Source organism: Bradyrhizobium sp. RT6a (assembly GCF_040547675.1).
GTDB lineage: Bacteria > Pseudomonadota > Alphaproteobacteria > Rhizobiales > Xanthobacteraceae > Bradyrhizobium.
In genome coordinates this window covers 81,327-106,889 of record NZ_JBEPQC010000005.1, presented here as the reverse complement: position 1 = coordinate 106,889, position 25,563 = coordinate 81,327, and the positions used below count along the sequence as shown (strand labels likewise).

Annotated in this window: 23 protein-coding genes and 9 pseudogenes; 8 read left to right on the top strand and 24 right to left on the bottom strand. The window is 60.2% G+C overall.

The window, feature by feature from the left end:
* Positions 1-11: 11 nt before the first annotated feature.
* The 6 genes from ABIC03_RS25930 (at position 12) to ABIC03_RS25905 (ending at position 6,558) form a co-directional block, all read left to right on the top strand.
* Positions 12-296: a hypothetical protein gene (locus ABIC03_RS25930; protein WP_354062170.1), complete on the top strand. Its 285-nt coding sequence runs from the start codon at positions 12-14 to the stop codon at positions 294-296.
* A 318-nt stretch (positions 297-614) separates the two neighbouring features.
* A complete protein-coding gene (locus ABIC03_RS25925; protein ID WP_502917344.1) occupies positions 615-1,760 on the top strand; it encodes a pyridoxal phosphate-dependent aminotransferase in 1,146 nt (381 codons plus the stop codon).
* An 11-nt stretch (positions 1,761-1,771) separates the two neighbouring features.
* The gene (locus ABIC03_RS25920; RefSeq protein ID WP_354062166.1) at positions 1,772-2,644 is read left to right on the top strand and encodes an isocitrate lyase/phosphoenolpyruvate mutase family protein; all 873 of its coding nucleotides are present in this window, start codon (positions 1,772-1,774) and stop codon (positions 2,642-2,644) included.
* A 202-nt stretch (positions 2,645-2,846) separates the two neighbouring features.
* Entirely contained in the window at positions 2,847-3,755 is a 909-nt protein-coding gene (locus ABIC03_RS25915) for a LysR family transcriptional regulator (RefSeq protein ID WP_354062164.1), read from the top strand.
* A gap of 961 nt (positions 3,756-4,716) precedes the next feature.
* Complete coding sequence (locus tag ABIC03_RS25910; RefSeq protein WP_354062162.1) at positions 4,717-5,070, top strand: helix-turn-helix domain-containing protein; 354 nt, start codon at positions 4,717-4,719, stop codon at positions 5,068-5,070.
* A 576-nt stretch (positions 5,071-5,646) separates the two neighbouring features.
* A complete protein-coding gene (locus tag ABIC03_RS25905; protein WP_354062160.1) occupies positions 5,647-6,558 on the top strand; it encodes a LysR family transcriptional regulator in 912 nt (303 codons plus the stop codon).
* Here the strand turns inward: ABIC03_RS25905 and ABIC03_RS25900 are convergent.
* The 7 genes and pseudogenes from ABIC03_RS25900 to ABIC03_RS25875 all read right to left on the bottom strand — a co-directional run.
* Positions 6,522-6,780, bottom strand: a pseudogene (locus tag ABIC03_RS25900) (DUF2274 domain-containing protein). The gene ABIC03_RS25905 and the pseudogene ABIC03_RS25900 sit on opposite strands and share 37 nt — an antisense overlap.
* Positions 6,777-7,310 (bottom strand): annotated as a pseudogene (locus ABIC03_RS25895) (TraB/TrbI/VirB10 family type IV secretion system protein); the annotation flags it as partial. The pseudogenes ABIC03_RS25895 and ABIC03_RS25900, both read right to left, overlap by 4 nt.
* A pseudogene (locus tag ABIC03_RS25890) lies at positions 7,264-7,710 on the bottom strand (P-type conjugative transfer protein TrbG); the annotation flags it as partial. The pseudogenes ABIC03_RS25895 and ABIC03_RS25890, both read right to left, overlap by 47 nt.
* Positions 7,707-8,350 (bottom strand): annotated as a pseudogene (gene trbF, locus ABIC03_RS25885) (conjugal transfer protein TrbF); the annotation flags it as partial. The pseudogenes ABIC03_RS25890 and trbF, both read right to left, overlap by 4 nt.
* Before the next feature lie 94 nt (positions 8,351-8,444).
* Positions 8,445-9,454: pseudogene (gene trbL / locus ABIC03_RS25880) on the bottom strand (P-type conjugative transfer protein TrbL); the annotation flags it as partial.
* A gap of 26 nt (positions 9,455-9,480) precedes the next feature.
* The gene (locus tag ABIC03_RS39285; RefSeq protein ID WP_502917355.1) at positions 9,481-9,663 is read right to left on the bottom strand and encodes a hypothetical protein; all 183 of its coding nucleotides are present in this window, start codon (positions 9,661-9,663) and stop codon (positions 9,481-9,483) included.
* Positions 9,664-9,745: 82 nt separating this feature from the next.
* A pseudogene (locus ABIC03_RS25875) lies at positions 9,746-9,808 on the bottom strand (hypothetical protein); the annotation flags it as partial.
* 101 nt (positions 9,809-9,909) lie between these two features.
* Between ABIC03_RS25875 and ABIC03_RS25870 the strand changes: the two are divergent.
* Positions 9,910-10,098: pseudogene (locus tag ABIC03_RS25870) on the top strand (transposase); the annotation flags it as partial.
* A gap of 302 nt (positions 10,099-10,400) precedes the next feature.
* Here ABIC03_RS25870 and ABIC03_RS25865 read toward each other — a convergent pair.
* From ABIC03_RS25865 to ABIC03_RS25790, 16 genes and pseudogenes are all read right to left on the bottom strand, one after another.
* Positions 10,401-10,775, bottom strand: a complete 375-nt coding sequence (locus tag ABIC03_RS25865; RefSeq protein ID WP_354062158.1) for a DUF4189 domain-containing protein — start codon at positions 10,773-10,775, stop codon at positions 10,401-10,403.
* A 427-nt stretch (positions 10,776-11,202) separates the two neighbouring features.
* Positions 11,203-11,901: pseudogene (locus ABIC03_RS25860) on the bottom strand (IS5 family transposase); the annotation flags it as partial.
* Positions 11,902-13,199: 1,298 nt separating this feature from the next.
* A complete protein-coding gene (locus tag ABIC03_RS25855; protein WP_354062156.1) occupies positions 13,200-13,469 on the bottom strand; it encodes a DUF6129 family protein in 270 nt (89 codons plus the stop codon).
* An 11-nt stretch (positions 13,470-13,480) separates the two neighbouring features.
* Positions 13,481-13,840 carry a DUF3024 domain-containing protein gene (locus tag ABIC03_RS25850; RefSeq protein ID WP_354062154.1) on the bottom strand — a complete coding sequence of 120 codons (360 nt, stop codon included), beginning with the start codon at positions 13,838-13,840 and terminating at the stop codon, positions 13,481-13,483.
* Entirely contained in the window at positions 13,837-14,091 is a 255-nt protein-coding gene (locus ABIC03_RS25845; RefSeq protein ID WP_354062152.1) for a nitrogen fixation protein NifZ, read from the bottom strand. Before ABIC03_RS25845 ends, ABIC03_RS25850 begins: the two co-directional genes overlap by 4 nt.
* Positions 14,091-14,408, bottom strand: a complete 318-nt coding sequence (locus ABIC03_RS25840; protein WP_354062150.1) for a nitrogen fixation protein NifZ — start codon at positions 14,406-14,408, stop codon at positions 14,091-14,093. Before ABIC03_RS25840 ends, ABIC03_RS25845 begins: the two co-directional genes overlap by 1 nt.
* 605 nt (positions 14,409-15,013) lie before the next feature.
* Entirely contained in the window at positions 15,014-15,514 is a 501-nt protein-coding gene (locus ABIC03_RS25835; RefSeq protein WP_354062148.1) for a hypothetical protein, read from the bottom strand.
* A gap of 10 nt (positions 15,515-15,524) precedes the next feature.
* Positions 15,525-15,749 (bottom strand): 4Fe-4S binding protein, encoded by a 225-nt coding sequence (locus tag ABIC03_RS25830; RefSeq protein ID WP_283018115.1) that lies wholly within the window; start codon positions 15,747-15,749, stop codon positions 15,525-15,527.
* A gap of 16 nt (positions 15,750-15,765) precedes the next feature.
* Positions 15,766-17,319 (bottom strand): nitrogenase cofactor biosynthesis protein NifB, encoded by a 1,554-nt coding sequence (nifB, locus tag ABIC03_RS25825; protein WP_354062146.1) that lies wholly within the window; start codon positions 17,317-17,319, stop codon positions 15,766-15,768.
* Positions 17,320-18,192: 873 nt separating this feature from the next.
* On the bottom strand, positions 18,193-18,354 hold the full coding sequence (locus tag ABIC03_RS25820) for a hypothetical protein (protein WP_354062144.1): 162 nt from the start codon (positions 18,352-18,354) through the stop codon (positions 18,193-18,195).
* A gap of 77 nt (positions 18,355-18,431) precedes the next feature.
* Entirely contained in the window at positions 18,432-18,638 is a 207-nt protein-coding gene (locus ABIC03_RS25815; protein ID WP_354062142.1) for a hypothetical protein, read from the bottom strand.
* 57 nt (positions 18,639-18,695) lie between these two features.
* Entirely contained in the window at positions 18,696-18,896 is a 201-nt protein-coding gene (locus ABIC03_RS25810; protein ID WP_354062140.1) for a hypothetical protein, read from the bottom strand.
* 1,422 nt (positions 18,897-20,318) lie between these two features.
* On the bottom strand, positions 20,319-20,540 hold the full coding sequence (gene nifT / locus ABIC03_RS25805) for a putative nitrogen fixation protein NifT (protein WP_354062138.1): 222 nt from the start codon (positions 20,538-20,540) through the stop codon (positions 20,319-20,321).
* Positions 20,537-21,748: a cysteine desulfurase NifS gene (nifS, locus tag ABIC03_RS25800; protein WP_354062136.1), complete on the bottom strand. Its 1,212-nt coding sequence runs from the start codon at positions 21,746-21,748 to the stop codon at positions 20,537-20,539. Before nifS ends, nifT begins: the two co-directional genes overlap by 4 nt.
* Entirely contained in the window at positions 21,749-22,018 is a 270-nt protein-coding gene (locus tag ABIC03_RS25795) for a hypothetical protein (protein WP_354062134.1), read from the bottom strand.
* 40 nt (positions 22,019-22,058) lie between these two features.
* Positions 22,059-22,379: an iron-sulfur cluster assembly accessory protein gene (locus ABIC03_RS25790; RefSeq protein ID WP_354062132.1), complete on the bottom strand. Its 321-nt coding sequence runs from the start codon at positions 22,377-22,379 to the stop codon at positions 22,059-22,061.
* Between the two features lie 320 nt (positions 22,380-22,699).
* Here ABIC03_RS25790 and ABIC03_RS25785 point away from each other — a divergent pair, with 320 nt between their 5' ends.
* Complete coding sequence (locus ABIC03_RS25785) at positions 22,700-23,290, top strand: hypothetical protein (protein ID WP_283018107.1); 591 nt, start codon at positions 22,700-22,702, stop codon at positions 23,288-23,290.
* Positions 23,291-24,070: 780 nt separating this feature from the next.
* Here ABIC03_RS25785 and ABIC03_RS25780 read toward each other — a convergent pair.
* Positions 24,071-25,401 (bottom strand): annotated as a pseudogene (locus tag ABIC03_RS25780) (IS1380 family transposase).
* Positions 25,402-25,563 lie beyond the last annotated feature (162 nt).

The following is a 25,563-nucleotide window of genomic DNA, read 5'->3' as shown; positions in this document are numbered from 1 at the left end:
ACGGACAATAAGTGCATTCGGTGATTGCGGTGCGCAACTTTGGTGGAAAGGTCTCGTGGGCGACGCGGGTGGCAAAGGCTCGGTATCAGCCGGAGTTTCGGCCAGCATCCTCGCTGTCGGGAAAACTATCTCGGGTCAAAGGTCGCCGAGTTGGGCAGCCGAACAGCGAATTGTCGGCCTCCGCCGACGCCCTCGCTAAGCGAGCGATCCTGTTAACTGCGGAGCGCATGCATCGGCGCGACAAAACGGAAGCGCACCGCACCGGCGTGCGCACCTATTTCACAATGTTTTTCTAGGCGCGCTCGTTCAAATCTTCAGTCTCACTTGTCCGAGGTGCGACGAGCCGTGACCAACGTCATCAGTGTTCTGATCTTGTCTTGCTCGCGGCTTCGACCGCTGGATGGCGCGCCTGCGAGAAAGGCATGTCGACGCGACGGGCGTAAAGGATCGTAGTTCTCGATGCCTTCATTTGAAAGCGCGATGATCTGATTGGTTAACCCGTCAAGGAACGAGTAGAAGCCGTCGGGAATTTTTGCTTCGAACTTCGCAGGTATTCTATCTTGTCTCTCGTTGCAGAACGGCTCAATGCCGTCCGTCCCTCCGAAACCAAGGCCATGACGGCCCGCGCCGCCGAACTGAAAGATCAGGGCGCCGATGTGATCACGCTCAGCCAGGGCGAACCGGATTTCGACACGCCGTCTGCTGTCTGCGAAGCCGGTATCCGGGCGATCCGCGATGGGCGGACGAAATACACCGCGGTCGCTGGTATCAAGCCGCTGCGCAAAGTGATCCGCGAGAGCTTCCGCCGCGATCACGGGCTCGACTACGACATCGACCAAATTACGGTCGGCTGTGGGGCCAAGCAGGTCGTCTTCAATGCGCTGTTCGCCACCCTCGACCCGGGCGACGAGGTGGTGATCCCGACACCCTGCTGGGTCTCCTATCCCGATATGGTGGTGCTGGCTGGCGGCAAGCCGGTTCTCGTCGCCTGCGATGAATTCCATGGGTTCAAGCTACGCCCCGAGGCGCTCGAAGCTGCCATCACGCCGCGCACCAAGTGGCTCATGCTGAACTCGCCGTCCAACCCGACTGGTGTGGTGTACAGCCGAGGCGAATTGCTCGCGCTCGCTGCGGTGTTGCGCCGCCATGGCCATGTCCATGTGCTCTCCGACGATATTTATGAAAAGCTCACCTACAACGCCGACTTTGCTACCATGGCGGCGGTCGCGCCGGACCTCCACGAGCGCACGCTGACGGTCAACGGCGTGTCCAAGGCCGACGCGATGACTGGCTGGCGCGTCGGTTATGGCGCAGGGCCTCTGGCGCTGATCAAGGCCATGAACCTCATTCAGGGCCAGACCTCCTCGCACACCAGCTCGATTTCTCAATATGCCGCCATCGAGGCGCTGTCCGGCGGGCGGAAGCATATCCAGGAATTCGCGAGCGCCTTTCTGCAGCGCCGCGACCTCGTCGTTGCCAAGCTGAACCAGGCCGCGGGGCTTTCATGTCGCGTGCCGGACGGCGCCTTCTACGTTTTTCCCTCTTGCGCCGGTGTTATCGGCAAGCGCACACCGGGCGGCAAGGTGATCGAAACCGACACCGATTTTGCCATGTACCTGCTCGACGCATTCGCCGTAGCCGTCGTGCCCGGAAGCGGATTTATGGCCTCGCCATATATCCGCATTTCCTACGCCTCATCGCTCGAGGACCTCACCCGCGCCTGCGACCGCATCATCGCCGCCTGCGCAGCCCTGTCCTGAAAGATCTGCAGATGTCCCCTGCCAAACGCCTTCGCGCTCGCATGGCCGAGACCAGCCTTGTCCACATCATGGCCGCCCACAGCCCGCTTTCGGCGATCCTCGCCGAAGAAGCCGGATTCGATGGCCTGTGGGCCTCCGGCTTCGAGTTGTCGGCGCTTTACGGCCTGCCGGACATGAGCCTGATCTCGATGACCCAGCATCTCGACATGCTGCGGGCGATCGCCGGACGCACGACGCTGCCGATCGTCGCCGATATCGATACCGGCTACGGCAACGCAATCAATGTCATCCATGCGATCAGCGAATACGAGCGGGCCGGTGCGAGTGCCGTCGTCATCGAAGACAAGACCTTTCCGAAAGTGACGAGCCTCGTTGCCGGTGGGCGCCAGGAACTGCTGCGCATTGAGGAGTTCAAGGGCAAAATCGCGGCCGCCGTCACGACAAGACAGGATCCGGATTTTCTCGTGATTGCCCGCACCGAAGCGCTGATCGCAGGCCTCGGCGAAACCGAAGCCCTGGAGCGTGCGCAAGCCTATGTGGACGCTGGCGCCGACATGATCTTGATCCATTCGAAAAAGAAGGATCCTTCGGAGATCGAAAGCTTTTCACGCGCCTGGACCGGATCGGTGCCGCTGGCGATCGTGCCGAACGCCTACCCGGAACTTAATACCGAGCGCGTCAAGGCACTCGGCAATATTCGCATGACGATCTACGGCAACTACGGGATCCGCGCTGCTGCAACTGGCATGCAGGAGACCTTCCGCCGGATCATCGCCGATGGCGGCGTCCAGAACGTTCACAAGGACATTCTGCCGGTGGAGGACATTTTTAGACTTCAGAGGATGGACGAGATTAAATCAGCCGAATCTCGCTTCCTTTGCTGATCCGTTCTAGCCCGCGCCGCGAATGGCGAGGTTTTCAGCGATAGGCCATTACGCCGCTCATTTTGGCTTAGGCCGTTTTTGCGCGCGATATATCGTTTATAAGCAGTAATCCGGCGATAACCATCGAATAATGTGCTGGGAACTTTCATTTTGTCGTGGCCTGCTGCCAGCAAGAACTGGCGACAATTTTCTGGAATAGAAGATGGCCACCGGAGACAATGAAGTGCCCCTCAACGCGATCCGCGTGTTCGTAACGATCGCGCGAGAAGGAAGCGTCACGCGCGCGGCTCACGCATTGGGAATGACCCAGAGTTCCGTGAGCCGCTACCTGGCCGTGCTGCAGGACCATCTGGGCACAGACCTCATGCAACGACGCGGCAAGCGGAGCGAATTGACGGAATTCGGACGGCTCTTTGCGAACACAGTCGCCGAGCCGCTAGACACCGTGTGCTTCACCGCTAAGAGAATGCGCCGGCGGGATCGTCCAGACGTCAATCGGCTTGTGGTCCGCACGTCGCTTTCGACCTTCGCGTACTCTCTTCTGATTCCGAATCTCCAAGCATTTTCCGCTGAAATGAGCGGCGTCATCGTGGATGTGATCAGCTCACTGTCGCTGCCGATATCCTCCGACGATTTCGACATCCTGATTACACGCGATCTTTCCATCGTCGAACCGGCCGACGATTGGGAAATCTACAACGAGCAATTGGTCTGTGTGGGCTCTCCAAATCACGTCGATGGTAAGGGCCTCTCGATTGTTCGCGCAATGCCGATTCTGAATATCACATCCAGGCCCGACATACTGCCCACATGGCTTCGGGCGATGAACCTGACCACTAAAGACATAAGCTCGGGGGCGCGTTATGATCACAATTACCTGGCTCTGCCGGCGGTCATGACGGGAAAATGCCTTCTGGTAGCGCCCGAAATCATTGTCAGCGATCTGGTGCGCGGGGGCGCTCTACATGTGATACCAGGATCACGTGCTCCCAGCGGCATGCACTATCGGGCCTATGCCGTCGACCGCTGTGACAATCCCGAACTCGCTCGTGCGTTTTGCCGTTGGCTAGTCCGCCTTTGTAAAAAGGCCACCCTTCCGGAAGCCGCTTGATATCGCATGAGGCTATCGTTCTCCAGATGGTCATCTCTAATCCGACTTATCGGTTGGCTGAAGAGCTGATTGCGCCACCACTCACTAGCTAGTCGCGCCAAAGGCCCATCGACCGCTGGACTCTGATCTAGCTAGTCTAATCAGATTTCGCAAAAGCGTGACGGAGCGCGCCGCTCCGACACGCGAATGGGACGAATCCGGATCGCCGCGCAACGCGCAGGAAACGCTTCGGCGCGTGCGTAGCGCGCGAGCGCGCTAGCGCTTCAGTCACGATGACGCAACATCCCCGGACTGGCGCAACGCGCAACGCCTCGTGTAATCGCGAAGGCCAAAACGCAGGAGGCGCACATGCTCTCATCCTTGTCGGACCGATCTTGCGCGCTCAGATGCGGATTTTCGAGCAGGGTGGAAACTCCCTTGTTGGCGCAAGCCAAACCAAATAGGTGCGTCGGTTGTTGGTGCCTAGCTCGACGTGAGCGCGACAGCTCCGGCTATACCCGGATCAGCGCGTAACGTCGGACGGCGTGTCTCAAAGCATCCGCCCTGATCGATAGTTAGAGTCACGATCTTCCATCGCGCAACAGACATCGAATCGTTTGATGAAACGCCCTGGTTTTGCGATGGATGACATCCGCCCGGCTCGGGCTACAATCTGAGCGCGTCTTGCAGCATGGCAGCGGCCGATGACGTAAGCCCGATGCAGGTCCGCAAGACGCCTTGAGCGGCGACCGTCTCACAGTAACAGGGGAGCGCTTAGAGCTTCGCAAATGCATCAAATCTCAGGCATTTGTGCGTAGTCGGTCGATCACGAGCAGCGCATTGATCTCGACCGGACCCATCTTTCGCAATCCCGAATGTGAGCATGTGCTGAGCATGCAAAGCCGGGGGACCCGCGGTGGGTCATCTGGCTGTGCTCGGCCGTTGGCGGGCCGTCCCACACGACTAAAAATCGTCACAGTCCATGCGCACAGCTTCGTTACCGTTTAATTTGGTAAGTGCGATGGATGATCCAGGCTCGCGACTGTCTATCGAAGCACCTCGAATTCCGAACCTTGATCCTCGGCAACTTCGCTATGCTGTTATAGCCGCGGACTTCGGAAGTCTCCGACAGGCGGCTGACGTACCTCTTGTCAAACAAACGACGCTTGGCCGCTCGATACGACAGCTCGAGTATCTCGTGGGTATTGCGAGTTTTGAGCGGTCGAACGCTGGAATTCGTCGACAGCCGCAAGTCGTACGTTTTTCGTATCGCGCGGTTCATACTCGAAAGCATGGAGGTCTCTCAGCGCCAGAAATCTGCATGCGCCATGCTTGAATTCAGGCAACGAATCCCAAATCGACCTGACTACGGCTGAGCGATCAGGAACACATCCGCGGGCCGAGCCGCTCGAAATCCGCGCAATGGAGGCCAGATAACGAGATCCCTGCTCTGGAGAGGCACATCGATTGCGCCTGCCCTCCAGAGGGTTGACTGATTTAAACGGCCAAGAGAGGCAAGCCACCGTGGAAGTCCACTCAACTCGCGATAGGAGGCAATAGGTGGGCTGCGGCTTCAATCGACACATATGAGGAAAATGAAGGAGAGCAGCATGTCCAGTTTGAGACTATCGGTTCGCAACCCACCTTTGAACACATCACTGAGAAAGCTCGATTGACGGCCACCATGAAAAGGCGGGCGCTCAAGCGCAAGATCAAAGCTTCCAAAATTACGGTGGTGTCCTCGTCTGGGACGCCGCCGGAACCGGAATCCTAGCTATTCCGAATTGACCGCACCTCACAGTAGTCAACGAATTCGCTGGCAGGGGTGCTGAAGAAGCGCATGCAAATGGAGTGACCCATTCAAGAAACAGTTTTGTCACCGGCAACTCGCCATAGGGCTTCGACCGCGCCTGTGGAGTTTCGAGATCTACGCTGGGCGATCGCTGCGTCCCAGCACCGAAGCCTGCGGCAAGCGGCGGAGACGCTCAACATCAAGCAGTCGACTCTTAGTCGCCGCTTGCGCAATCTCGAATGCAAGTTGGGCAGCACTCTGTTCGAGCGCACAAGTGGCGGTACGCGACCGACCATTGAAGGTCAGGAATTCCTCGATGCCGCCCGGCGCGTCGTGGGCGAAGCTGATGCAATGACCGCTCGTCTCAAGACCCGCTCGCGTGGCGAGAGCGGTCGGTTGACCATCGGCATCCACACCTCCCTCTCAGCCGGCAATCTCCGGGCCACTCTCCTCGAGCACCGGCACCGCTTCCCCGGTGTCGATAGGCAACTGGTCGACGGCTCGAGAGACCATTTGATCGCGGATCTCGCCAGCTCCGCCGTTGACGTCGCCTTCGTGGTCGAGCCCAATCCGAAATGGAGTGACAGGTCATTGTTGCTCTGGAGCGAGCGTGTCGTTGCCGCCCTCCCCGCGAACCATCCGTTGGCGGGCCGTGACGTAGTTCACTGGGGCGAACTGAGGCGCGAATCGCTTTTAATGTCACAGCGAGGCCCGGGACCGGAATTCCTGAAGCTCCTCATCAGCAAATTGGGATCCTCCGACCCTTGCCTGCTGCTTCGCCATGATGTCGTGCTCGACCGCCTCCTCTCCTTGGTCGGCGTGGGCTGGGGCATTCTACTGATATTGGAAAGTGCGACTGGCGCAGTCTATCCGGGTGTCACCTTCCGCGAGGTGCATGATGCCGAGGGTCCGACGCGGTTGAGCTTCCGCGCCTATTGGCGGCAGGCCAACTGCAATCCATCGCTGGGTCCGTTCCTCGACCTACTTCGCGAGCGCTATCCGGATCTTTCCGGTGACGCAGGTGCGGGCTGAGCAGCATTTCGCCGCGCCTTCGCAAAGGCGCGGTCGGTTGCCATGAAACGCTCGATCATCGGCGCGATCAAAATTGGCCAGCTCGATCGGGATTGTCGCGTTTCCGCTACGCGTCAGAATCTCGGCATAGCTTTTCAGGTCCCTGAAGACCGCTGTTGGCAGCTCGATGGTGAGCTTGACCGGCTTGTCGTCTTCAAGGGGCCCAAGCTTTAGTTTCGTCACGGCGTTCCTCCCTTGCGGTAGGGCGCCAGCACCAGATGGCGCGTGACGATCACGCGGACCGGAAAACTTGGCCGGACGGTCAGCGTTGGCTGGATGTTGAGCTGGCGCTGCACGATCTGCTGTCCGGTCCGGCGGATGCTGTTAGACGCACCGCTGCGGATCGCTTGAACGAGATTGTTCTCGTCCTGGCTCGTGCCCGCCTCGGCTCCGACGCCGAGCATGGTCGAGAGAGCGGCGGTCCTGAACAGCATGCCCCAATGGTTGTCGCCCTCGTCCTCGAGCCCAGCATGACCACCGGTGTCGGCGCCGGGCTGGCGCTCCAAGACGATCGAGTTGCCGTCGGGCATGATGATGCGGGTTCAGACCAAGAGGATCCGACTCTGGCCGAAAGCCACGGAGCTGTCATATTGGCCGATTAGCTTCGCACCCTGCGGAACCAGAAGATATTTGCCGGACGGACTGTCATAGACCGCCTCCGTGGGCGGTGATCTGGCCCGGTGCCGTATAAACCTGGTAGAGAGCGCCGCCGGAGAACGGATACACCTGGACCGCGTTGATGAAACCGGTGCGGACCGGCTGCACCGGTGCTGCGGCGTTGGCCTGTTTGACGAGAACCTTCGGATCAGCAGCTTCCGGGATTCGTTTGCCGGCGGCGAGCGGTTTCAACTGCCCTGGTAGCGGCAGGGGTTTGGCAATTCCACGATCTTGACGGGCGACGGCGGATCGGCGGTGAGCGTTGCCGGCTCCGCGGTATCGTAGTTGATGTCGGGGGATGAGATTGTGCGCGCAGCCGCCATGCGTCGCGACGGGCAGCAGCAAAGCCGTAAGTGCGGATTTACGGAAGCACGTATCCCTGTCTTTCCGGCTTTGCTGAACGATTGAGAGAGGCGAAGCCGGACCGCCGGCGCTTACGGAAATCGGGGGGGTCATTGTCCCGGCTCCTTCGACCAGTTGATGGCGTTGACGTAGATGCCGAGCGGATTCTTGCGCAGCCGATCGGCGTCGGTTGGAGGCTGAATCGCGATGGCAAGGATCGCAGCCCAAAGTGTGGTGCCGGCGAGCGCCCCATCCTGTTAGCCCTGCTCGACCCAGGCGACGCGGAAGCTGTCGGGCGAAGCGCGAATGACGCTGGAGACGTCGATCGCGACCTGCTGCTTGCCGAGACTGGCGAGGGGGCATTGGCGCGGGCGTAGTCGTTCACGCCAAGGCGCGCGCGCTGGTCGTGAAATCGTAGGCCTGTGGCCACTTCTGCCGCACGATGATCGGATCCGCTGGAAGCGAGCGCACCATCGTGATGAAGTGGGCGAGGTACAGGCAATCTGCGGGCCGCTCGGCCTGTAGTCGGCCGCAGCCGGCGCCATGGCTTGCGCCTCGCCGAGCTTGTCGACCTGTACACCCAGGGAACGACGGTGCCGTGCGGGGACTGCCAGACGAGCCCGCCGACGAGGCCGCAAGCCACGATCAGCGAACCCAAGGCCATCGGCCGCCAGTTCTTGGCTTGCACGCGGGCCGAGCCGATGCGCTCATTCCAAACCTGCGCCGCGCGCTGGTACGGAGTTGCGGGTTCGGGCGCGGAGTGGCCGCCGCTATGGCTATCGCCGGATTGGAGGGCTTGCGCGGCGGACTGCGCGCCCGTGAACAACCGCCTCATTGCGTTTCATGCGCTAGACCCAGGCGGGCAAACCTCGCTCGCTCCTTGGGAAGCGGCTCCCTCTTGCGGCCTCGCCACCCTCAACGACTCCCATAGTCGAGGAGCCACCCGTGTTGGCGAAACTGGCGCGGGCGCCTGAGGCGAAGCTCTCCTGCATTGCCCCGGTTGCTTGCTCGGCGGCGCGCCTGACGGGTGCGGCGACAGCGCTGGCCGCCGCACGGCCCGCGCCGCTAAAGCCGGACGCAACGCGGCCCGCGCTGGACCGACCGGCCGAGGCGAGGCTGTAGGGGGAGGACACGCCTCCCGCCATCGCCGCACCACCACGCTCGGCGGCCGCCGCACCCGAGGCCGCCGCCATCGCTCCCCTTCCGGCGAGAGCGAGCGAAGCACCGCCCGCCATCGCCGTGCCGGCGACGGCGAGGCTAGTTCCGACAGCAGCACCCGCGCCAAGCTGCGGCGCGCCGGAGAACAGACCGTTAGCGATGCCGGGCGCCGGCGCCGAGCATGGCGAGTGCGGCGAGCACGACAGAAAGCGCCCGCTCGATCGTCGGCTGGCCGCCGCCATAGGTGGTGGTGAACTGCGAGACAGTCCGGCGCCGATGCCGCCGATGACAGCGAGCACCATCACCTTCACGCCGGAGGCGACGACATTGCCCAGCACCTTCTCGGCGAGAAAGGCAGTCTTGTTGAAGAGAGCGAAGGGAATGAGGATGAAGCCGGCGAGCGTTGTCAGCTTGAACTCGATCAGCGTGACGAATAGCTGCACCGCAAGAATGAAGAAGGCGATCAGGACCAGGAGCCAGGACACCATCAGCACCGCAACTGCAAAGAAGCTGGTGAAGCCCATCATCTGGCTGCGGCGTCCAGCAGTGGGTGCCCCGCGTCGAGACCGACCTGCGCGAGCCGGCCGGGCCGCAGGAAATCGGGTGTCGAGATGGAGGAGCCACCGGCCTTCAGGCCAAGGCCGGCGAAGCTATTGAAGATGACGCCCGAGAGAGTGTTGAAGTTGGTGATGATGAAGGCGAAGAATCCGATGTAGAGCGCCTTCTTCACAGCCGCTGAAGGATGCCTTCGTCGGCGCCCCACGCCCAGAACAGGCCGGCCAAGGTGATGTCGATGACGATCAGCGTCGGGGCGAGAGAAGTGATCTCGCCTTGGATCAGGCCGAAGCCTGAATCGATATAGGTGGTGAAGGTGTTGAGGAAGGTGTCGATGACGCCGACGTTGTTCATCGTTATCTCCCTCCGCAGCGTTCGTCGTCGACGGTGTGGCCCGCGCGGCCTGTTGCGGCACGGGCCGCGCCGGCTTGCCGAAGAAGCGCGCGCGGTTCTGCTCCCAGACCGCCTGGCAATGCGGATCTTCGGCATCCGGGGCCAAGCGCGCGGCAGCGGTGCAGCTAGGCCGAGAGATCGTCGGGCGTGGAAACAGCAGGAGCGTCGGATCTGGGTTGTCGCGCGGGACGGCGATGGATGGCGGACACCCACTTCCGCCTGCCGCTGGAACACCGCGAGCACATGAAGTCGACCAACATGCTGGAGCGGCTCAACGAGGAGATCAGGCGACGCACCTGTGTGGTGCGTATCTTCCCCAATGGCGAGAGCTGTCTACGGCTCGTCCGTGCGTTGACCGTCGAACGCTATGAGCCTTGGCTCGAGGACCGTCGCTAGCTGAACATGGATCTGTTGAAGGACCACAAGGAGTCGTTACGCCAGCGGCCCGACGATGCTCGGGCAGGCCCAGCAAAGGGATGGACGCCACCCCCTCTCCGCCGCCGTCGCTCGCCCGCTGCGCTTCTGGGTGAGGCGAGCGACGGCGGCTCCGAGGGGATGGCTCGGCCGAATCCCATGATCGATTTCACTGAACTTGACGCACAGAACTCTCTTCAGTCGCGGGGTTCGGCTGGATATGTCTGCTACGAATTTGGGTTCGCCTGACCTCCTTCCTTACGGCCTTGGCTTACTGAGGGGCCTTAGTGGCAAACCGAGGCCCGCACTTTGCAGTCCCCGTCGCCGGTCTCATTGCATTCGACCACCGCGGCTTGTTGCGAGAGCTCCTCTTCAAATTCAGCACGTGGGTGGGACCACCACCCACGTCCCAGCCCGCGTCCATTGCCTATGGCAATGGCGGCGCAAGCGTTGATTTCGGAAGCTTCGATTTGGCAATCCGAGCCGCCCTTGCGGCGACAGTCGAGCAGGGCCCACCGTTTAGCGCACCTTTGTGATCTACACCCATGCGAGACACCGACCACGTCATCTGGTTTGGAGTATGCGATGGCCCCGGAGCCGGCGAACGCGGTAGTGTTTGAAATGAACAGCGCGAGGACGCCGATTGTTAGTTTACGCATTCACTTTTCTCCATTTGGATTTGAGCATCGCACCGATTGGCGCCTATTGCCCTACGGCGAGATACAGCAAGGGCCGTGCCAGCGCTCCTCGCGCGCACTAAGCGACTGATTGTGCTTTGAAACAGCTCGCGATACGCAAACGGCGCACGGTGTTTTGAATCTCACAGTTTGTGCACCGCTGTCAGAAAGCGGACAAGGATCGAGGGGCTGACGCATCCGGACCTTGCCCCCACGGACTTGATCCGGGTGGAAGGCAATTCCTTTTTGGCAATGCGCGCGGCGTCCTGGGAGACTTGCGGTGGGCTACCGCCAACTGCTGCAAGAGGATTTCACGGTCCACGCCGCGCTTACAGCAAACTAGGGTACAGACTCAAAGAGCGGCGAGCTGAACAGCCGCCAAGAAATTCCGGGCGAGCTTGTCGTATCATGTGGCGATGCGGTGGAAGCCCTTGAGCCGTCAAAAGCAGCGTTCGATGACATTTCGGCCTCCGTAGGCGCGTCTGTTGAAACGATGAATGACGACACGGTTGGATTTATTGGGAATGACGGGCTTGGCGCCGCGACCAGCGATTTTGGCCGAAGGTTTTCCCCGTCGTACCCTTTTCCAGCGAGAAGCGCGCTCATGGGCGGTGCGAGCGCCAGAACATCGGGCGCGGCAGCGATGTCGGCATCCTGACCTGGGGTCAGATGCAGGACGACCCGTCGGCAGAGCGGATCGCTCAGCGCATGGATTTTTGTCGCACGCCCCTCCCCGCGAGTGGCCGATTGCCTGCTTGTGCTCCCCCTTTTCCGCCGGAGGCACACCGATGAGCTTCGATCGAAGTCGAGTCGAGCGACAGCGCGACGGCATCTTTGCCAGGTTTGAGCAGTGCTTGAAAGATTGCGCACCATCGTTCGCGTTTGGCCCAGCGATTGAAGCGATTGTAGATCATCGTGTAAGGACCGTATTCGCGCGGACAATCAGGCCATCGCGCCTCTCAGCATGCGAACAATACCGCTGATGATGCGCCAATCGTCGTCCCGATCCGGCCCCGTCAGTCCCGTCGGCAGATTGGATTCGATACGAACCCATTGCCTGTCATTCAACCAAAACAAACCCGCGCGCATTCTCTCGCCCCCGAAACAAGAACACAGAGGCAAGAGAATCACGTGGCGCTATTTAGGTCCTGACCCTAGTAGCGAGAGACAGCTCAGCGCCGAATGACGTCTGCCGGCCGAGCTGATGATCCGCCGGCACGCTCGCGGACCGCATTTCCGGGTGGTAGATCTATATTCACAGATGCGCCTTGATCAGTCGCTGATTGAATCCATGACAATCGATGAGGTCTAGGCCAAGTGGACCGGTCTATCGGCAGACCGGTCAGCTCGTTCATCGCGCGAGCTGACCCTCGGACGCACGGACCTGGAACGATCAGCTGGCCCGGCGGTCGTAAGCCGCCTGGCCGGCACGATCACGCCGGTCAATTTCCGAAAATTGAATCATATCTCAGCGCTGGTGACCCAAGCCAATCCCCAAGGTACGTGCTTTCTGTCGTAGAGACCCCTCGGATCGCTTCATCAGCTTTGAAACCCTAGCTACAGGGGTGCGGGCCTTTGAGTGCCCTTTGAGCAGCCTGACGTCATCCTTACTATACTCTTTGCGCTTGGTGGTTTTTGCCACGTGATGTTCTCCGATTTCGCTTTGCACATTTGCCTGTAGCGCCTTGTTTTTGGCGTAGACGCAACTGCATCCCATTACCATATCAATGGCGATCGACAACTATTAAGCGGGTTCTCTTCGAGATAAGAACTGGAACTACACGCGAATTTGTCCTCCCTCCATTTTTATCTGCGCGACAAACGCGATTTCCGACATGCACGTCATCCAGCTTCAACCTGGAAGCAAGCCACGGAGACGGGACGCTCGATGCGTCTTCGAAAGACAACTCAAAAGCGCTTCTTGCTTGAATGCTCCGACCTCAGCTCACTAAGACATTTCGTAGAATGATACCAGGCGCCCGTATTGATGGAGTAGCGCTGGATCGGCCGGGACACTCGCACTGCCTCACTTGCGCGCGCATCATCAACAGGCCTCCACGGCGAGTGCACGGCGTTACCGCGCGAAGAACAAACGTCTTGTCCTCTTTTCCGAAGGAAAACGGCTTTAAGTGAAAGTTCTCACAAAGGCAAATCTTGCGATACCAGATCCTCGTCGGTGGATCGAGCGCACGGCTTGCCCGTCCTAATTGATCTGCCCCAGTATTCTTGACCTAATTAGCAACGTTGAGATAACCAAGGCAAATCCGCTGCGAGGAACGATCGCCTGCCCCGGTCTCTAAGGCCCGACGAACAGCGTCGTGTACTCCCCGGGCTGGTCATTACCGCATGGTAAACAACCCGCGGGCCTAACCTGGGTAAGCTTGGCACCGGCAGGCGATTACTTGATCATGAGTTGCCAGAGCGTTTGGCCAGCACAATGCCGGTGGCACGCTGCGGATCATTCGTAATCTGTGCACACTGACCGCCACTGTCGAGCAGATGCAGGTCGAACTCTCCGACGCGGCGGAACGGACTCTGCGTCATGTCAGAGGCCTCGCAACAAATCCAGGCGAGATGCGGAAATTTCTGCCGGAGCGTGAGGCAGGGCTTAGACGCTGTATCAATAGCGGCGAGCGTCTGCTCGATCTCCGTCAATTCGCCTGCGGCGAGCACCATCTCCACAATCCTTATTGCCAGAACAAACGTTCAGGATCGGCGTTCAGAACCGCTGTCGCCAAGCCAAGCCGTGGATGGGTAGAATGCCACTGCCAGACGCCCTTGCCGTGATCTTTGCGGAACAGCTGCCATGCCGCCCCAGTCTTATCGTGGTGCAACAGCGCGACATCGACGAGGCCTCCCTCCGCGTCGATATTGCCTGAGCAGCACCGGCTCTCGACAAGGTAGCCGCCAGCAACCGGTGTCACCTTTGGCGAGACATATCGGTAGCGCTCGCGCCTCGTCAGCGCGCGCACGATCCGCCACCGGTCGAGCTCGTTGGGATGCGCAGGCAATCCCGAATGATGTTGTCTGATGATGGCGGCGTTCATTGCGCGATGTCCTGGACTGCGGAGATCTCGGCCTCGAGGCACCCAACCACCAACTGCTTGCCGAAGTCGACCATATAGATGGGTAGGTTCGCTTCTGTATGGAGACCGACCTGGACGATCTCACCAATGTGTCCGACGCTGACCAGACACTCTTCCGCCGACGCGTCGGGAAAGGAACCGTCGTTGAGCAGATCGATTGCCGCCTCGACACGTTGGCCTGCGCGGTATTTTGGCAACCTTGGTTCGATCATCAGGGTGCCCCTCCTGACAAGCAAGGCTCCTCGCCTCGGTGGCTTCGCGTGACGAGATCAAGCTCTTTGCGTTTCATGCCGACGCGATGGCCTGAAGCGAGGAATTCGACCCCATAAATATAAAATTGTTGCAGGAACGTACCGATCGAGACGACATAGCCAAGCTCGCCTTTCTTGACCAGAACCTCACCGATCTCCTTGCCCACATAGGTGCCGTCGTTGCGGATGGTGCGGTTGGCCCGCACCTTGTCGCCATAATCAAAGAAGGGCACGTCCGTCAACTCGACGATGTCACTATCACGGGCGATGTTACTCATGCTGCCGTCCCCGTTCCATGCTTCAACTGTGCCGCGCTTCGCGAGCGCCCGGCGTTACGGACCGCGCTATCACGATCCTCGATCAACTCCGTCGATTCCCGCACCGCGGCGCGGCTTGCGACCACGTATTGGATGAGCCAACGGGGATGACGGTGCGTCAACATCAACGCCCGGCCCGCCAAAACGGATGCTTGAGATGGCGATCCGAGAGCCCACGATGGATGTTGAGGAAGCCGCCGATGCTGCACGCGAGTCCGTCGTTGACACACAACGAGCTTGAGCCGGGAGCAAGAAGTGCGGTTCAGCGCGACACGCGCAGCCGGCACAATCGACCTGATTGCCCCGGCAACTGAGGGCATCGTGGATGACATCAATCATGGTCCCGCCCATCCGATCGAGCGTGCCTCACAAACCTTGGCGCCAATCTTGTGCGCGGGACTGCGCCCCAGCAGTCTCACGACAACCGCCGCCCTTCCCTTGAGTCGCCCGAGACGCATCTCCAAGTGGGAAATAAGCCTTGAGCGAGAATAGCAAGACCCACGCGAGGTACTCTCATAGCAGCCGAATTCGGGCTGGTGGGACGACCGCGCCGGTCGGCAGCAAAATCATATTCGCATCACGAACGCCTTGACTGGACGCAGTTTGATTTTCTGCCTCTTCATCGAGGTGATCGGATAACCCTGCCGCCCTGTAATGATGCTCGGCCGGCTCGATACCGTGCGACCAACACAGAGCTCGGGGAGGACGCCCTCGTTTCGCTCGGATGACCGACTGAAGAAGGCCTCTGTCATGAATGTCGCCTGTTCATTGATGGCCGCAGGTGACTGGATTGATATCGCGGAAGACCGGTCCGCTCTTGGTGGATGCATCGGCGAAATCGATCCTCGACGCTCAAGACCGCAGCCTTCGGGCCGGCGGGAATAGCTTAACGCGTTGCCCTCGACGTTCGCGTCGTCAGAATATGGCTCGCCAACTGGCGAAAAAGTCGGCGACCAGGGCGAGCCGTCCATCCGGTTTGGGAGGGCGACAGCCGCGGTCGGCGCCTCGTCAAGGCGACGCATCATCCGCCCGAATTTCTGAACCGTTCGTGTCGTGGTGACATCCATGTTGTGGTCCTCAAGGGGGCGCCCGATGGCGTGGCAGTGCTGTGTCGAGCACGCATGTGTTGTCAACCGGACAAACCGCCACGCATTGCGGTTCGTCAAAGTAGCCGTCGCACTCGGTGCATTGCTCCGAATCGATCAGGAAAACGCCGGCTACCTCGGAAATAGCAAGATTTGGGCATTGCGTTTCGCACGCTGAACAACCCGTGCATTGCGAGGCGATGATTTTGAACGGCATTGTCTGAACCCATCCTTCACGCGGCGGAAATCAGCGCATTGTGGCGGGCCGGATCGACCCGCTCAAGGTGCTTAATCTTCCGCTCATTGACTTTATCGAGATAGAGTTTGAACCAGGCGATCGTCGAGGCATCGATGAACTCGCAGGCGTACTGATCGACCGGCTCGATGCCGGCCTTGATCAATTCGGCCTTCGGGCAGCCGCCGATCTTTGACACGAATACGGCGTGGCAATCCTTGATGGCGCCAATGGCGATTTCGAGCTTGCTGTCCTCGCCATGGCCGCCCTGGCAATAGGGATGGATAGGACGATGACCAACGAATTTTGCGCCTGAAGTCGAGAGCTCGTAGATCTGGAACTCCTTGGCGTGACCGAAGTGCTGGTTGATCAAGCCCGAGCCCTTGGTTGCAACCGCCACCAGCACCTTGATTTCGCTCGAAACGCTGGCGAGCCCCGCGAGCTCCTCCTGCTTGGCCGCAAGCTTTGTGATGCGCGCTTTCTCGACTTCGGCCTGATACGCCTTTCGGGGCTGCTCGTCGTATTTGATGTCCATCGCCATGATCTTTTCCATGGTGAACTCCGAGCCGCGGTCCTCTCCGAGCAGTCCGACGGCGTCGGCCCGGCACTGGCGACAATGACGCATCATGTTCATCTTGCTTTCGCAGCTATCCTGCAACGCGGTCACTTCCTGTGCGGTCGGGCCGCGTTGTCCCCTGAGACCGAACACGGTGCCGTGCTCGGGCGACGATATCAGCGGCATCACGTTATGCAGGAAGGCCCCGCGCGACCTCACAGCCTTGTTCACCTCAACCAGATGCTGATCGTTAATCCCGGGAATCATCACCGAGTTGACTTTGCACAGGATGCCGCGCGCGGTGAGCATCTCCACGCCCTGGAGCTGCAGATTGCTAAGGATGCTTGCAGCTTCAACGCCGGTGTAGCGCTTGTGGCAGTAAAAGATCCAGGGATAGATCTTTGCACCAATTTCGGGATCGATCATGTTGATCGTGATCGTCACGTGATCGATCTTGAGTCTTGCGATCGTGTCGACATGATCGGCTAGCGCAAGACCGTTCGTCGAGAGGCACAGCTTGATACCTGGCGCGAGCTTGTTCACAAGCTCGAACGTCTTGAATGTCTTGTCCGGATTCGCTAGCGGATCGCCAGGGCCGGCAACGCCGACCACGCTCATCTGAGGGATCGCGGAAGCAACCGCCAGCACCTTCTTGGCGGCCTGCTCGGGCGTCAACTTTTCGCTGACAATGCCTGGGCGCGATTCGTTGGCGCAATCGTATTTGCGATTGCAGTAATTGCACTGGATATTGCAGGCGGGTGCGACCGCGACATGCATGCGGGCATAATGGTGGTGCGCCTCCTCGCTGTAGCAGGGATGGGTCTTCACCTTTTCCCAGATCTCATTTGGCAGATTGCTGATGCCGGTCTGAGATCCGCAGCTCGCCTTCCCGCTGCCGCCGATGGTACCGCAGCCCTTGTGCTTAGTGACCGCTTGCATGGTCTCGCTGATCTCGCTGCCGCCGCAGGATACCTGGTGTTGCGCTGAAGTACTCATTTTTCCAATTCTATTCGCAAGCCGAACCCTTCCGACAAGCATCCACAGAGTCGTTTCTGAAAAGCTAAGAGCAACTGGCGTGCCATGCGTGCCGCAAATGACTTTTGCGGTTTGCTTCAAGTAGTTAGGTAACGCCCGCTCGAATGTCAGTTTATCAACTCATGTTGGAAAGCTGACAGAGATTGCGATCACAGGAGCGCTGGCAGCGTTGTTTTGACGACGGGTTGGCTGCTTCACCTATGCTCTTGGCAAAAAAGCAGGGCGGGTGGCGTCACTGAAAGTCGATCTTGTCGTCAAAATGTGACGCCTGTGCAAAGCACAATCCGCAAAAGACTTTCGGGACGCTTTGAAGGGCAACTTGATGGGGCGAGCCTTCGTAGATGCGGGCGAGAAGCAGCCCCGTTACCGACCTATGCCGTGGAAGATCGCGCGGGCTCCCACGTGACATTCGGGACGGCATTGTCAGGCAGGTGAAAAGAAACGGCTGGTGGTCAGGGTTCCGGCGGCCGCGAATTGGACGTTCGTCCAAACGTGGGTTGGCATCTCGAATAGGTCGTGCAAGTGTGGATGCCTTGAGATCTACAAGCGGCAGCCGCCCCGGTCGACATCGCGCGAACTGGCGCCCAAGAACTACGCTACATCGCCGACGTCTCGGCAGCCAGCCAGCCGATCCTGCTCTTCAGCAAACGCAGGCCAAGCACCAATAAGCCGGCGTGCTCGCTGTTGTCCTTGCAACAGCCGTGGCCGCCAGCGCATGCTCATAGAGATAAGCCTCATAGCCCACGCGCGCAGCTTCGCTGCCATTTTGCGCGCATGTCCGGGATGGACGCGATCGTCACGCCGCCTGGTGGCCATCAGGATCGGTGGATAGGACTACCCGGGTCTTGCGCCATGATAGGCAGAATAGGTCTTCAGCCACTTCCAATCCTCAGCCTCGTCGGGATCGCCATATTCGGCGAGCCAGCTCGCCCCCGCGAGCAGGCTGATGCAGCGGCGCATGTCGACCAATGCGCCGGAGCGCTCGGGATATCGCATTCATATGTTGGTGATGAGGATGCCGCCGTTCGATCCACTCTCGGCCGCGATCCGCTTGGCCTGTGTCACGCCGCGTTTTACAAGATCGGCGGCGACGGCTGCGCATCATCATGCGACAATCTCTCGCCGGCGAGCCGGCCGGCGTCGTGCCAGCGCGTGCCGAACTCGCCGCCGCCGCGCAAAATTGCCTGAACCGCGGTGCCGTCGCAATCCTGCCAAAGCTTACCGAGCGCGGAATTGTAGTACGGTTTCCCCGAGATCCCAAACCCGCCATATCCGCTCATATGGACCGGCGCGATGCCGGCCTGTCTGACCGGGCCGGTCTGTGAATAGGAACTCGTTCACCGTCGATCGAGATGGCCTCGTGCCGGGTGACCGCGCAGTGCTCCGCGGGCGGCAAATGTCTTCGGCGCTTGCTTCAGCACGGCGGGACTGGCAACGCCTCGCTCCATCAGGATGAAGGACGGCGGGGTGAGCGGATCCTCGACGTGGGCCAGCAAGTCGCCATTGCTCTTGGACGGATCGCGATCGAGAGACCACATGTCGACGATTCCAAGATCAGGAAGCCCGCCTAATCGCTCGCGGTGCCATTATTGGATGGCGTGCAGATCTCGAAGATCTGGCCGGAGTTCGTCGATAATACAAAGCACGAGCTTGCCCGCACTCCAAAAGAAGCTCTGCAGCGGCTGGCGCGCGCCCGGTTCGAAGAGAACTTCGAACCGGCAACTGCCCCCCCAGAAACACCGGCAGCGAGATGACGATTACCATATCCGCGGCATGGGTCCGCCCTGCCACAGACGAGGGTTCGCGCGGCTTCAGGCAAGCCAGTTGCGATACGACTGCATCCAGATGTTACTTGGCAGATCGCGCCTCGTCTTGGCGCCCGTTTCATCGCCGACCCAGAGCACGCAATTGAAGACGTCTGCGCCTCGATGAACCAGGTCCGGCGGCACGACAGTGTCGTTAATACTGCAACCCACTGACACATGAGCGACCTTGGTCTCAAAGATCACTGCCTACGCAGCTACGCTTGGCTTCGGGCAAGATAAAGCCATCGTGAAGAGCTTCGTGTCAGTGTCGAATTCCGCAAAGTCAGGGCGTCGCTTCCGCCGTGCGATAGACTCAAGATCCACCGCGAATGAGTTCCTGGCGGTGCGCCCGTGGCGTTCAGAAGCCAGTCCTCGTCTTCGCTGACGGCGAGTTGATCGAGGTTGAGCAGGATCTCCCATGATGGGCTCGGCCTGCGATACGCTTCCAACGTGGTTCGCCGCCAGAGGCCGCGTGGAGCCGGTCGTAAATCGCGGTCAGCGCATCCCTGTCTCGTGCGGCTGCCGGTCCGCCAAACACCTCCAGCCCTCTGCCATTCTGCCGCTTCACGAAGTTCAGCGCCCCCGCGCGCCTTCGATCTGTTTCAACCATAGCTAGGGATCATCATCAGGAGCGGAGCGCGTTGGCCTTCTCGTTCGCGACTTCGTCGACGCTTTGTTCGACCATGCTTCATTACAACCTTAGCCTTGACGCGTAGCCTCGAGATGATTCAAGTATTTGCATGGCGAACATTACATCACGATTTTCAGGCTTACGACCTGGCCCGGCGCGTGATTCCCCCTCTCGAAACTGAATGTTGCAGAGTTACACCCGTTTTCCTGACGGCTGTGAGGACGCGCGGAATACAACGAGCGGGCTGGCCATGTGGGCCCAGGGATCGTCGAAGGCCTCCTCCATCAACGCCATCGCTGGCCCGACGCCTCAGTGCTGCGCCAGGCCCAGATTGCCTTTGGCACCGCGCCGCGATCTTGGTTGCGAAGAACGCTACGAGGGCTTCCGGAGTGATCGGCACGCTCGGTCACGCCAGGCCCAGGCCAGGGGAATGGTGTCGCGTTCCTCCCAGGTGTCGGACCGCCCCGCCAAGAATAGCTCCCGCGTCGGCCGGTTGGCGAGGTTTTGTGGAACCGCAGCATTCATCATTCGGTTGCTTCGCCGCCGCGCTTCTTGGCGTTGATAGTGATTGGTAGGGTGGTGTCACTCGCCATCGCGGGTAGGTCGAGCACCCAGCCGTTCGCGATTCTGATCCAACCGCCCCACAGGGTCTCGTGCTCCCATTCGACGATCGGCTCCTCAAGATCCTTATTGGGCACATAAATCGAAAGGCCCGTCTCGGGCGAACGGCGAATCATAACCTTCATGGGAGCTCCGCACGTTGTGAGCTCTCACCCGCGCGCTCCTGATACGCACGCCACAAGGCTCTCTGTTTGGCAGTGATGTCCGGCATGACTTGCAGGACACGGTCGATCTCATCGGGCGCCGTCTCGCGCGATAGCGAGAAGCGAACCGCACCGCGCAAAAAGGCCGGTGGTACTCTCATCGCGCGCAGGACATGGGATGGCTCCATCGAGCCGGACGCGCAGGCTGAACCGAGTGAGACGGCAATTCCGCAGCGGTTCAGGTGGTGGACGATGGCCTCCGCTTCGATATGCTCGAAGGCAATGTTAGAGGTATTTGGCAAGCGGTTCTTGACATGGCCAAGCACGATGCAACAGCCGTGAGCGAGAATGCCCTGCTCCAGCCGGTCGCGAAGGGCGCCAATCTGCATCTGATCTTGTATGAGGTTTGCCGCAGCGAGTTCCGCCGCCTTGCCGAGCCCAATAATACCCGGAACGTTTTGGGTACCAGCGCGGCGACGGCGCTCTTGTACGCCGCCGAAAATCAGCGGCCGGAACTTGACGTCCTTGCGCACATACAGCGCGCCGATCCCCTTCGGACCATGGAGCTTATGGCCGGAGAGCGACAGCATGTCGATGTCCGTAGCCTTCAGGTCAATCGGAATTCGCCCGACCGCCTGGACCGCGTCGGTGTGAAAGAGCGCGCCGACTGAGCGCGCCATCTTGGCGAGGGACTTCACCGGAAAGATCGTACCGGTCTCATTATTGGCCCACATGACCGAGGCGACTGACGTGCGCCTCGACAATGCGTTGCGATAAGTCGCGATGTCCAATCGGCCGCTGGCATCTACCGGAATGACATGGGTCTTAATTCCTCGTCGACCCAACTCCTCGGCAAGGGACAGCACGGCCGGATGCTCAACGGCCGTTGTGACGATCTCATCGCGCCCCTCCTGCACGGCGAGCGCAGACAGGATTGCTGTGTTGTCGGCTTCAGTCCCGCCCGAGGTGAAGACGATCTCATGCTCGAATGCCGCGCCAACGAGGGACTGCAGGTTCCGGCGCGCCTGCTTCAATGCGGGCGCAACCTCGCTGCCGAATGCATGCGCGGACGACGCATTGCCGAATTGTGTCGAGAAGAACGGCAGCATCGCCGCAACGACCAACGGATGTGCGCGGGTCGTCGCGTTGTTATCCAGGTAGATCGGCCGCACGGACTGTCCACTCTGCATTTAATGTCGCCCTTCGGCAGCTCCGGGGAGCGGGATCAGGCGGACGAACTCGCCGAGCCGCCCGATCAGACGCGCCTGAATGGCCGCGAGCGTCGTGCCCGCAAGCTTGCATGCCATGCAGGCGCCGGTCAGCCTGACGATGAGCTCACCATCTCCACGATCACGCCTGAGGCTCGCTCGATTCTCATCGAGCACGGCTCCGACAATTTGCTCGCAATCGGAAGGCTCAGACATCGGAGGCTGCTTCGTTGGTGCAGTCTTGATGCCCATGTTTCGAAGCCCTTCTATTGCGGATAGTCCGAGGACAGTCTCACCTGCACGATTTGTCGCAGGCGCAGCTCGACTTGGCATTTGGATTGTCGAATCGGAACCCCGATCCTTCGGGCGACACCACGAAATCGATCGTGGTGCCGTTGAGATGCGCCTGGCTCGCGCTGTCGACGAAGACTTTGACGCCGCCTTGCTCGATCACGGCATCATCGGAGCTCGGCCCATCCGCGAGATCCATCTTGTATGTGAACCCTTCGCAACCGCCGCCTTCGACCATGATCCGCAGACCGCTCGCTGGCTGCGCTGTCGAGGAGATTGCGGCCTTCAATGCGTTGACGGCATTATCCGTTAGGTTGATCATTTCTGACTAGCTCTCAGGTCTTGTTGTGCAAGGCACGATTCGCAAATCCCATGCCAGTCGAGATGCAGCTGAAATGAAGGATTTGCAGGCGGCCACTGTTCGATTCGCGACCTGCGTGTGGGGTTTTCGACACGAGGCTTGCCGGCCGTGGCGTCATCCGGCCAAGACCTCGTGACGGTGCCAGCACGTATCCATGCACATAGCGGCAAGCTGCTGCTTACGCCGCGGAGATCGCGTGACGGCAAACAACTTGCATAAGCGTAGCGGACACGTCGCTTTGCGCGACGCGTGGACAACACGCATTGATGAGGAGCCTTTCCATGACGTCGATTGACAACACTGCTCTTGGCCCGTTGGACAAGGAGGGGCGGCTATTGAATGCGGTGCTTAAGAGTGAAACAACGAAGTCGGGGCGATTTGGATTCCGGGGTGACATCGCGCTGAAGTTCCAAGCCCAGTTCGCCGACGAAAAACGACCGCCGGTCTATTCCATCGAACAAGTTCTTGCGATCGCGGAGGAAGGCGAACCGACCATCCCAGTCCTTGCCGGATATCTGCATTCCTTCGCGTATCTACCCGAGGCCGCAAAGGTGCTGGATGGCAGGCTGAGCCCCAAAGGCAGCTATTTCATCTTCTGCAACAACATTGATCTACTCGCGAAGTACCGCACCAAGGTAGGCGACATCACCTTCCGCATTCTGCCTTGCGACGAATCAACTGTATGGAAGGAGATGATGGACCTCGCCGGCGTCGACAAGAATGACATCAGGAAGCTCGGTCCGGCCGGTAGGCTCGACTACTTGCTCGACGCGGCCAAGGACATCGGTGGATCATTCACCGATATCTCATACGAGGACGGCTTGGCGAAAATGGAGCCGGTGAAGAACAGAGGCGAAAACCGCCCCGTCTGAAGTATCGCCTCAGACCCTCCGCCTCGCCAGCTTGACGAGTCTGCCACAGAGAGAGTCTCTGTACCCGGAGAGAGAGTCACTGTACCGCTACCCCTGGGGCTGGATCTGACAAACCCTCGTGATGGACTCGTCGGCCTACGTTTGGGAGATCACACGGCCGCTCTGCTAGTCGTATGTTGGCCATGAATACTGTCGTCAATTGCACCGAGGGGCGGCTGCCCGCGCGGGTCCGGCTGACTGCGTCCATCGGGGTCCGAACATTCCAATGATGATCGGCTCCTATTCGCGGTCATATTTCAGAAGGCTGATCGACGGTGTATGGATCAGCTTTGGCGTTGTGCTCCAGGCCTTTGCCGGCCTGAGCGGCGCTGAGATGTCGCGCGAGGAGAGATTCTGTGCTGCTGTTCAAGGAAGACCGCAGGCGATCGGCACGCTCAGCCGCTGGGCGATCACCGTGCTGCGGAAAGCCGGCGCCATCCGCGAGTGCGAGGAGCACGCTGGACAAGGATCGCGCCGACCGCATGCGCGCCAGCGCGCCAGCGAAATGGCTCGGCAAGATCCGCCGCAAGGAGTGTCGGAGGACGAAGCTGTCGCTTAACTGGTGGAGGTGCTAATCCGTCCTATTCGTGAGAATGCGGTTTTTTGTCCGATTGATGCGGCTGGAACACCTCCTTTGACGAGGCGCACAGGATTGCCTTCGGCTTTTCACCGCCTGACGACCCGTACTTTGCAACGCGCTTGAGGGATGGGTTGGGTAACGGGGGGCGGAGGCCCCGCCGGTCAAGGACCGAGCGGCAGCAGCGCGCTGGGCAAGATCAGGTCGGCTCCCCGGCATGCCGCGGCGAACGCAAGGCGAATGCGGCTCGTGGTCTCGACGACCCGGGCGGCGATTTTCAGGAGACGAAGACGCAGCGTCGCGAACTCGGCTGTGGCCAATTCCCGGACTTTGGGAATGGCGTCGCGCACGGTCAGCATCAGCCAATAAGCGGCGGTATGGAGGACGAGACGGACCTGGTTGGCGAGCGCCGAACGGCAACTGGTGCGATCGGAGGCAAGCTGCGTCTTATGCAGCTTGATCAGATTCTCAGCTTGGCCGCGCGCGCAATACAGGCTGTCGTAGATCCACTCGGCCGAGCCGGCATCGAGGCTGGTGACGACGAAGCGGATGTCGAGACCGAGCATCGTCGCCTCAATACGGGCGACGGCGCGCCGTTCGCGATCCCAGGACTTTGCCTTGTGGCGCGTCTCGGTATAGCCGCGCAAAACAGGCAGGTTCTCGATGGCGCGTCGGGTGCGGATGTCGTCGGCGACCCCGTCGACTTTTCTGGCGAGCGGCTTGGTACCGGACAGACCGAAGATGTAGTCGATGCCATTGTTCTCGCACCAATTCATCGTCTCCGGCTGAGCATAGTGCCCGTCGCCACGGAACGTAATTCGCGTCTTGTGCCATCGCGTGCGGATGTGCCGTACCAGGCGGCGGAGATGGGCACGCACCTCGATGCCGCCCGGCGTCTTGCCGGGCCGCAGCACGACCGCCAAGGGCCGGCTCCTCTCCGTGTCATAGACGTGGATCGGCAGGAAGCAGCGTTCGTCATAATGAGCGTTGAACAGCGAGAGCTGCTGATGGCCGTGGACGACATCGCAGGTGTCGTCGATGTCGAGCGTGACGGATGCCGGCTCGCACGGGTAGCTATCCATCCATGCATCGACCAAGGTGTAGGCCAGGCGGATCACGTCGCGCAGGCGCGGCGCATTCTCCAGCCGCGTCAGAGTCGGTTGGGAACACAAATCCCGGCCCGTGTCCGGCAGCCGACCGCAGGCGCGGTTGAACGCCGGATCCGACCGCAGATGATCGAGGTCATCGGCGTCCTCGTAGCCGCAGCAGATCGCGAACATCCTGGCGCGGAACATATGGACAAGGCTGTGCACGACCCGTGTCGGATCGCGCCGATCCGGGAACACCTGCGCCAATTTGACCGCCAAACCGAGACGCCGCTCGGCCATAGCATCACGCCCCCATTCGAGGTCAGGCGCCCGCCATTGAAGGCTGCTGTGACTTTCTTGGCCTGAGCGGCTGGAAACGAGAACGGCAGAATCGTATCATCAGTCATGGCAGGCGTGGCGTTCGCGGTTGAAGGTGATGGGTTGGCTTCAGCAACCGAATCCTACGCCGCATCAGCTCTTTAAACCACGCTCGCCAGCCTCTCGGGCGCCCTCTGGTGAATAAGATGGGCTAGTAAGTCATACAAGTGTTGCGACGGCCGGTTGAATCC

Coding starts and splice junctions, on each gene's coding strand:
- ABIC03_RS25925 (WP_502917344.1), top strand. CDS start 615: ATGACGGCCCGCGCCGCCGAACTGAAAGATCAGGGCGCCGATGTGATC.
- ABIC03_RS25920 (WP_354062166.1), top strand. CDS start 1,772: ATGTCCCCTGCCAAACGCCTTCGCGCTCGCATGGCCGAGACCAGCCTT.
- ABIC03_RS25915 (WP_354062164.1), top strand. CDS start 2,847: ATGGCCACCGGAGACAATGAAGTGCCCCTCAACGCGATCCGCGTGTTC.
- ABIC03_RS25910 (WP_354062162.1), top strand. CDS start 4,717: ATGCGCACAGCTTCGTTACCGTTTAATTTGGTAAGTGCGATGGATGAT.
- ABIC03_RS39285 (WP_502917355.1), bottom strand. CDS start 9,663: ATGAACAACGTCGGCGTCATCGACACCTTCCTCAACACCTTCACCACC.
- ABIC03_RS25865 (WP_354062158.1), bottom strand. CDS start 10,775: ATGCGTAAACTAACAATCGGCGTCCTCGCGCTGTTCATTTCAAACACT.
- ABIC03_RS25855 (WP_354062156.1), bottom strand. CDS start 13,469: ATGGTGCTCGCCGCAGGCGAATTGACGGAGATCGAGCAGACGCTCGCC.
- ABIC03_RS25850 (WP_354062154.1), bottom strand. CDS start 13,840: ATGAACGCCGCCATCATCAGACAACATCATTCGGGATTGCCTGCGCAT.
- ABIC03_RS25845 (WP_354062152.1), bottom strand. CDS start 14,091: ATGATCGAACCAAGGTTGCCAAAATACCGCGCAGGCCAACGTGTCGAG.
- ABIC03_RS25840 (WP_354062150.1), bottom strand. CDS start 14,408: ATGAGTAACATCGCCCGTGATAGTGACATCGTCGAGTTGACGGACGTG.
- ABIC03_RS25835 (WP_354062148.1), bottom strand. CDS start 15,514: ATGGATGTCACCACGACACGAACGGTTCAGAAATTCGGGCGGATGATG.
- ABIC03_RS25830 (WP_283018115.1), bottom strand. CDS start 15,749: ATGCCGTTCAAAATCATCGCCTCGCAATGCACGGGTTGTTCAGCGTGC.
- nifB (WP_354062146.1), bottom strand. CDS start 17,319: ATGAGTACTTCAGCGCAACACCAGGTATCCTGCGGCGGCAGCGAGATC.
- ABIC03_RS25820 (WP_354062144.1), bottom strand. CDS start 18,354: ATGCGATATCCCGAGCGCTCCGGCGCATTGGTCGACATGCGCCGCTGC.
- ABIC03_RS25815 (WP_354062142.1), bottom strand. CDS start 18,638: ATGAGCGGATATGGCGGGTTTGGGATCTCGGGGAAACCGTACTACAAT.
- ABIC03_RS25810 (WP_354062140.1), bottom strand. CDS start 18,896: ATGTGGTCTCTCGATCGCGATCCGTCCAAGAGCAATGGCGACTTGCTG.
- nifT (WP_354062138.1), bottom strand. CDS start 20,540: ATGAAGGTTATGATTCGCCGTTCGCCCGAGACGGGCCTTTCGATTTAT.
- nifS (WP_354062136.1), bottom strand. CDS start 21,748: ATGCAGAGTGGACAGTCCGTGCGGCCGATCTACCTGGATAACAACGCG.
- ABIC03_RS25795 (WP_354062134.1), bottom strand. CDS start 22,018: ATGGGCATCAAGACTGCACCAACGAAGCAGCCTCCGATGTCTGAGCCT.
- ABIC03_RS25790 (WP_354062132.1), bottom strand. CDS start 22,379: ATGATCAACCTAACGGATAATGCCGTCAACGCATTGAAGGCCGCAATC.
- ABIC03_RS25785 (WP_283018107.1), top strand. CDS start 22,700: ATGACGTCGATTGACAACACTGCTCTTGGCCCGTTGGACAAGGAGGGG.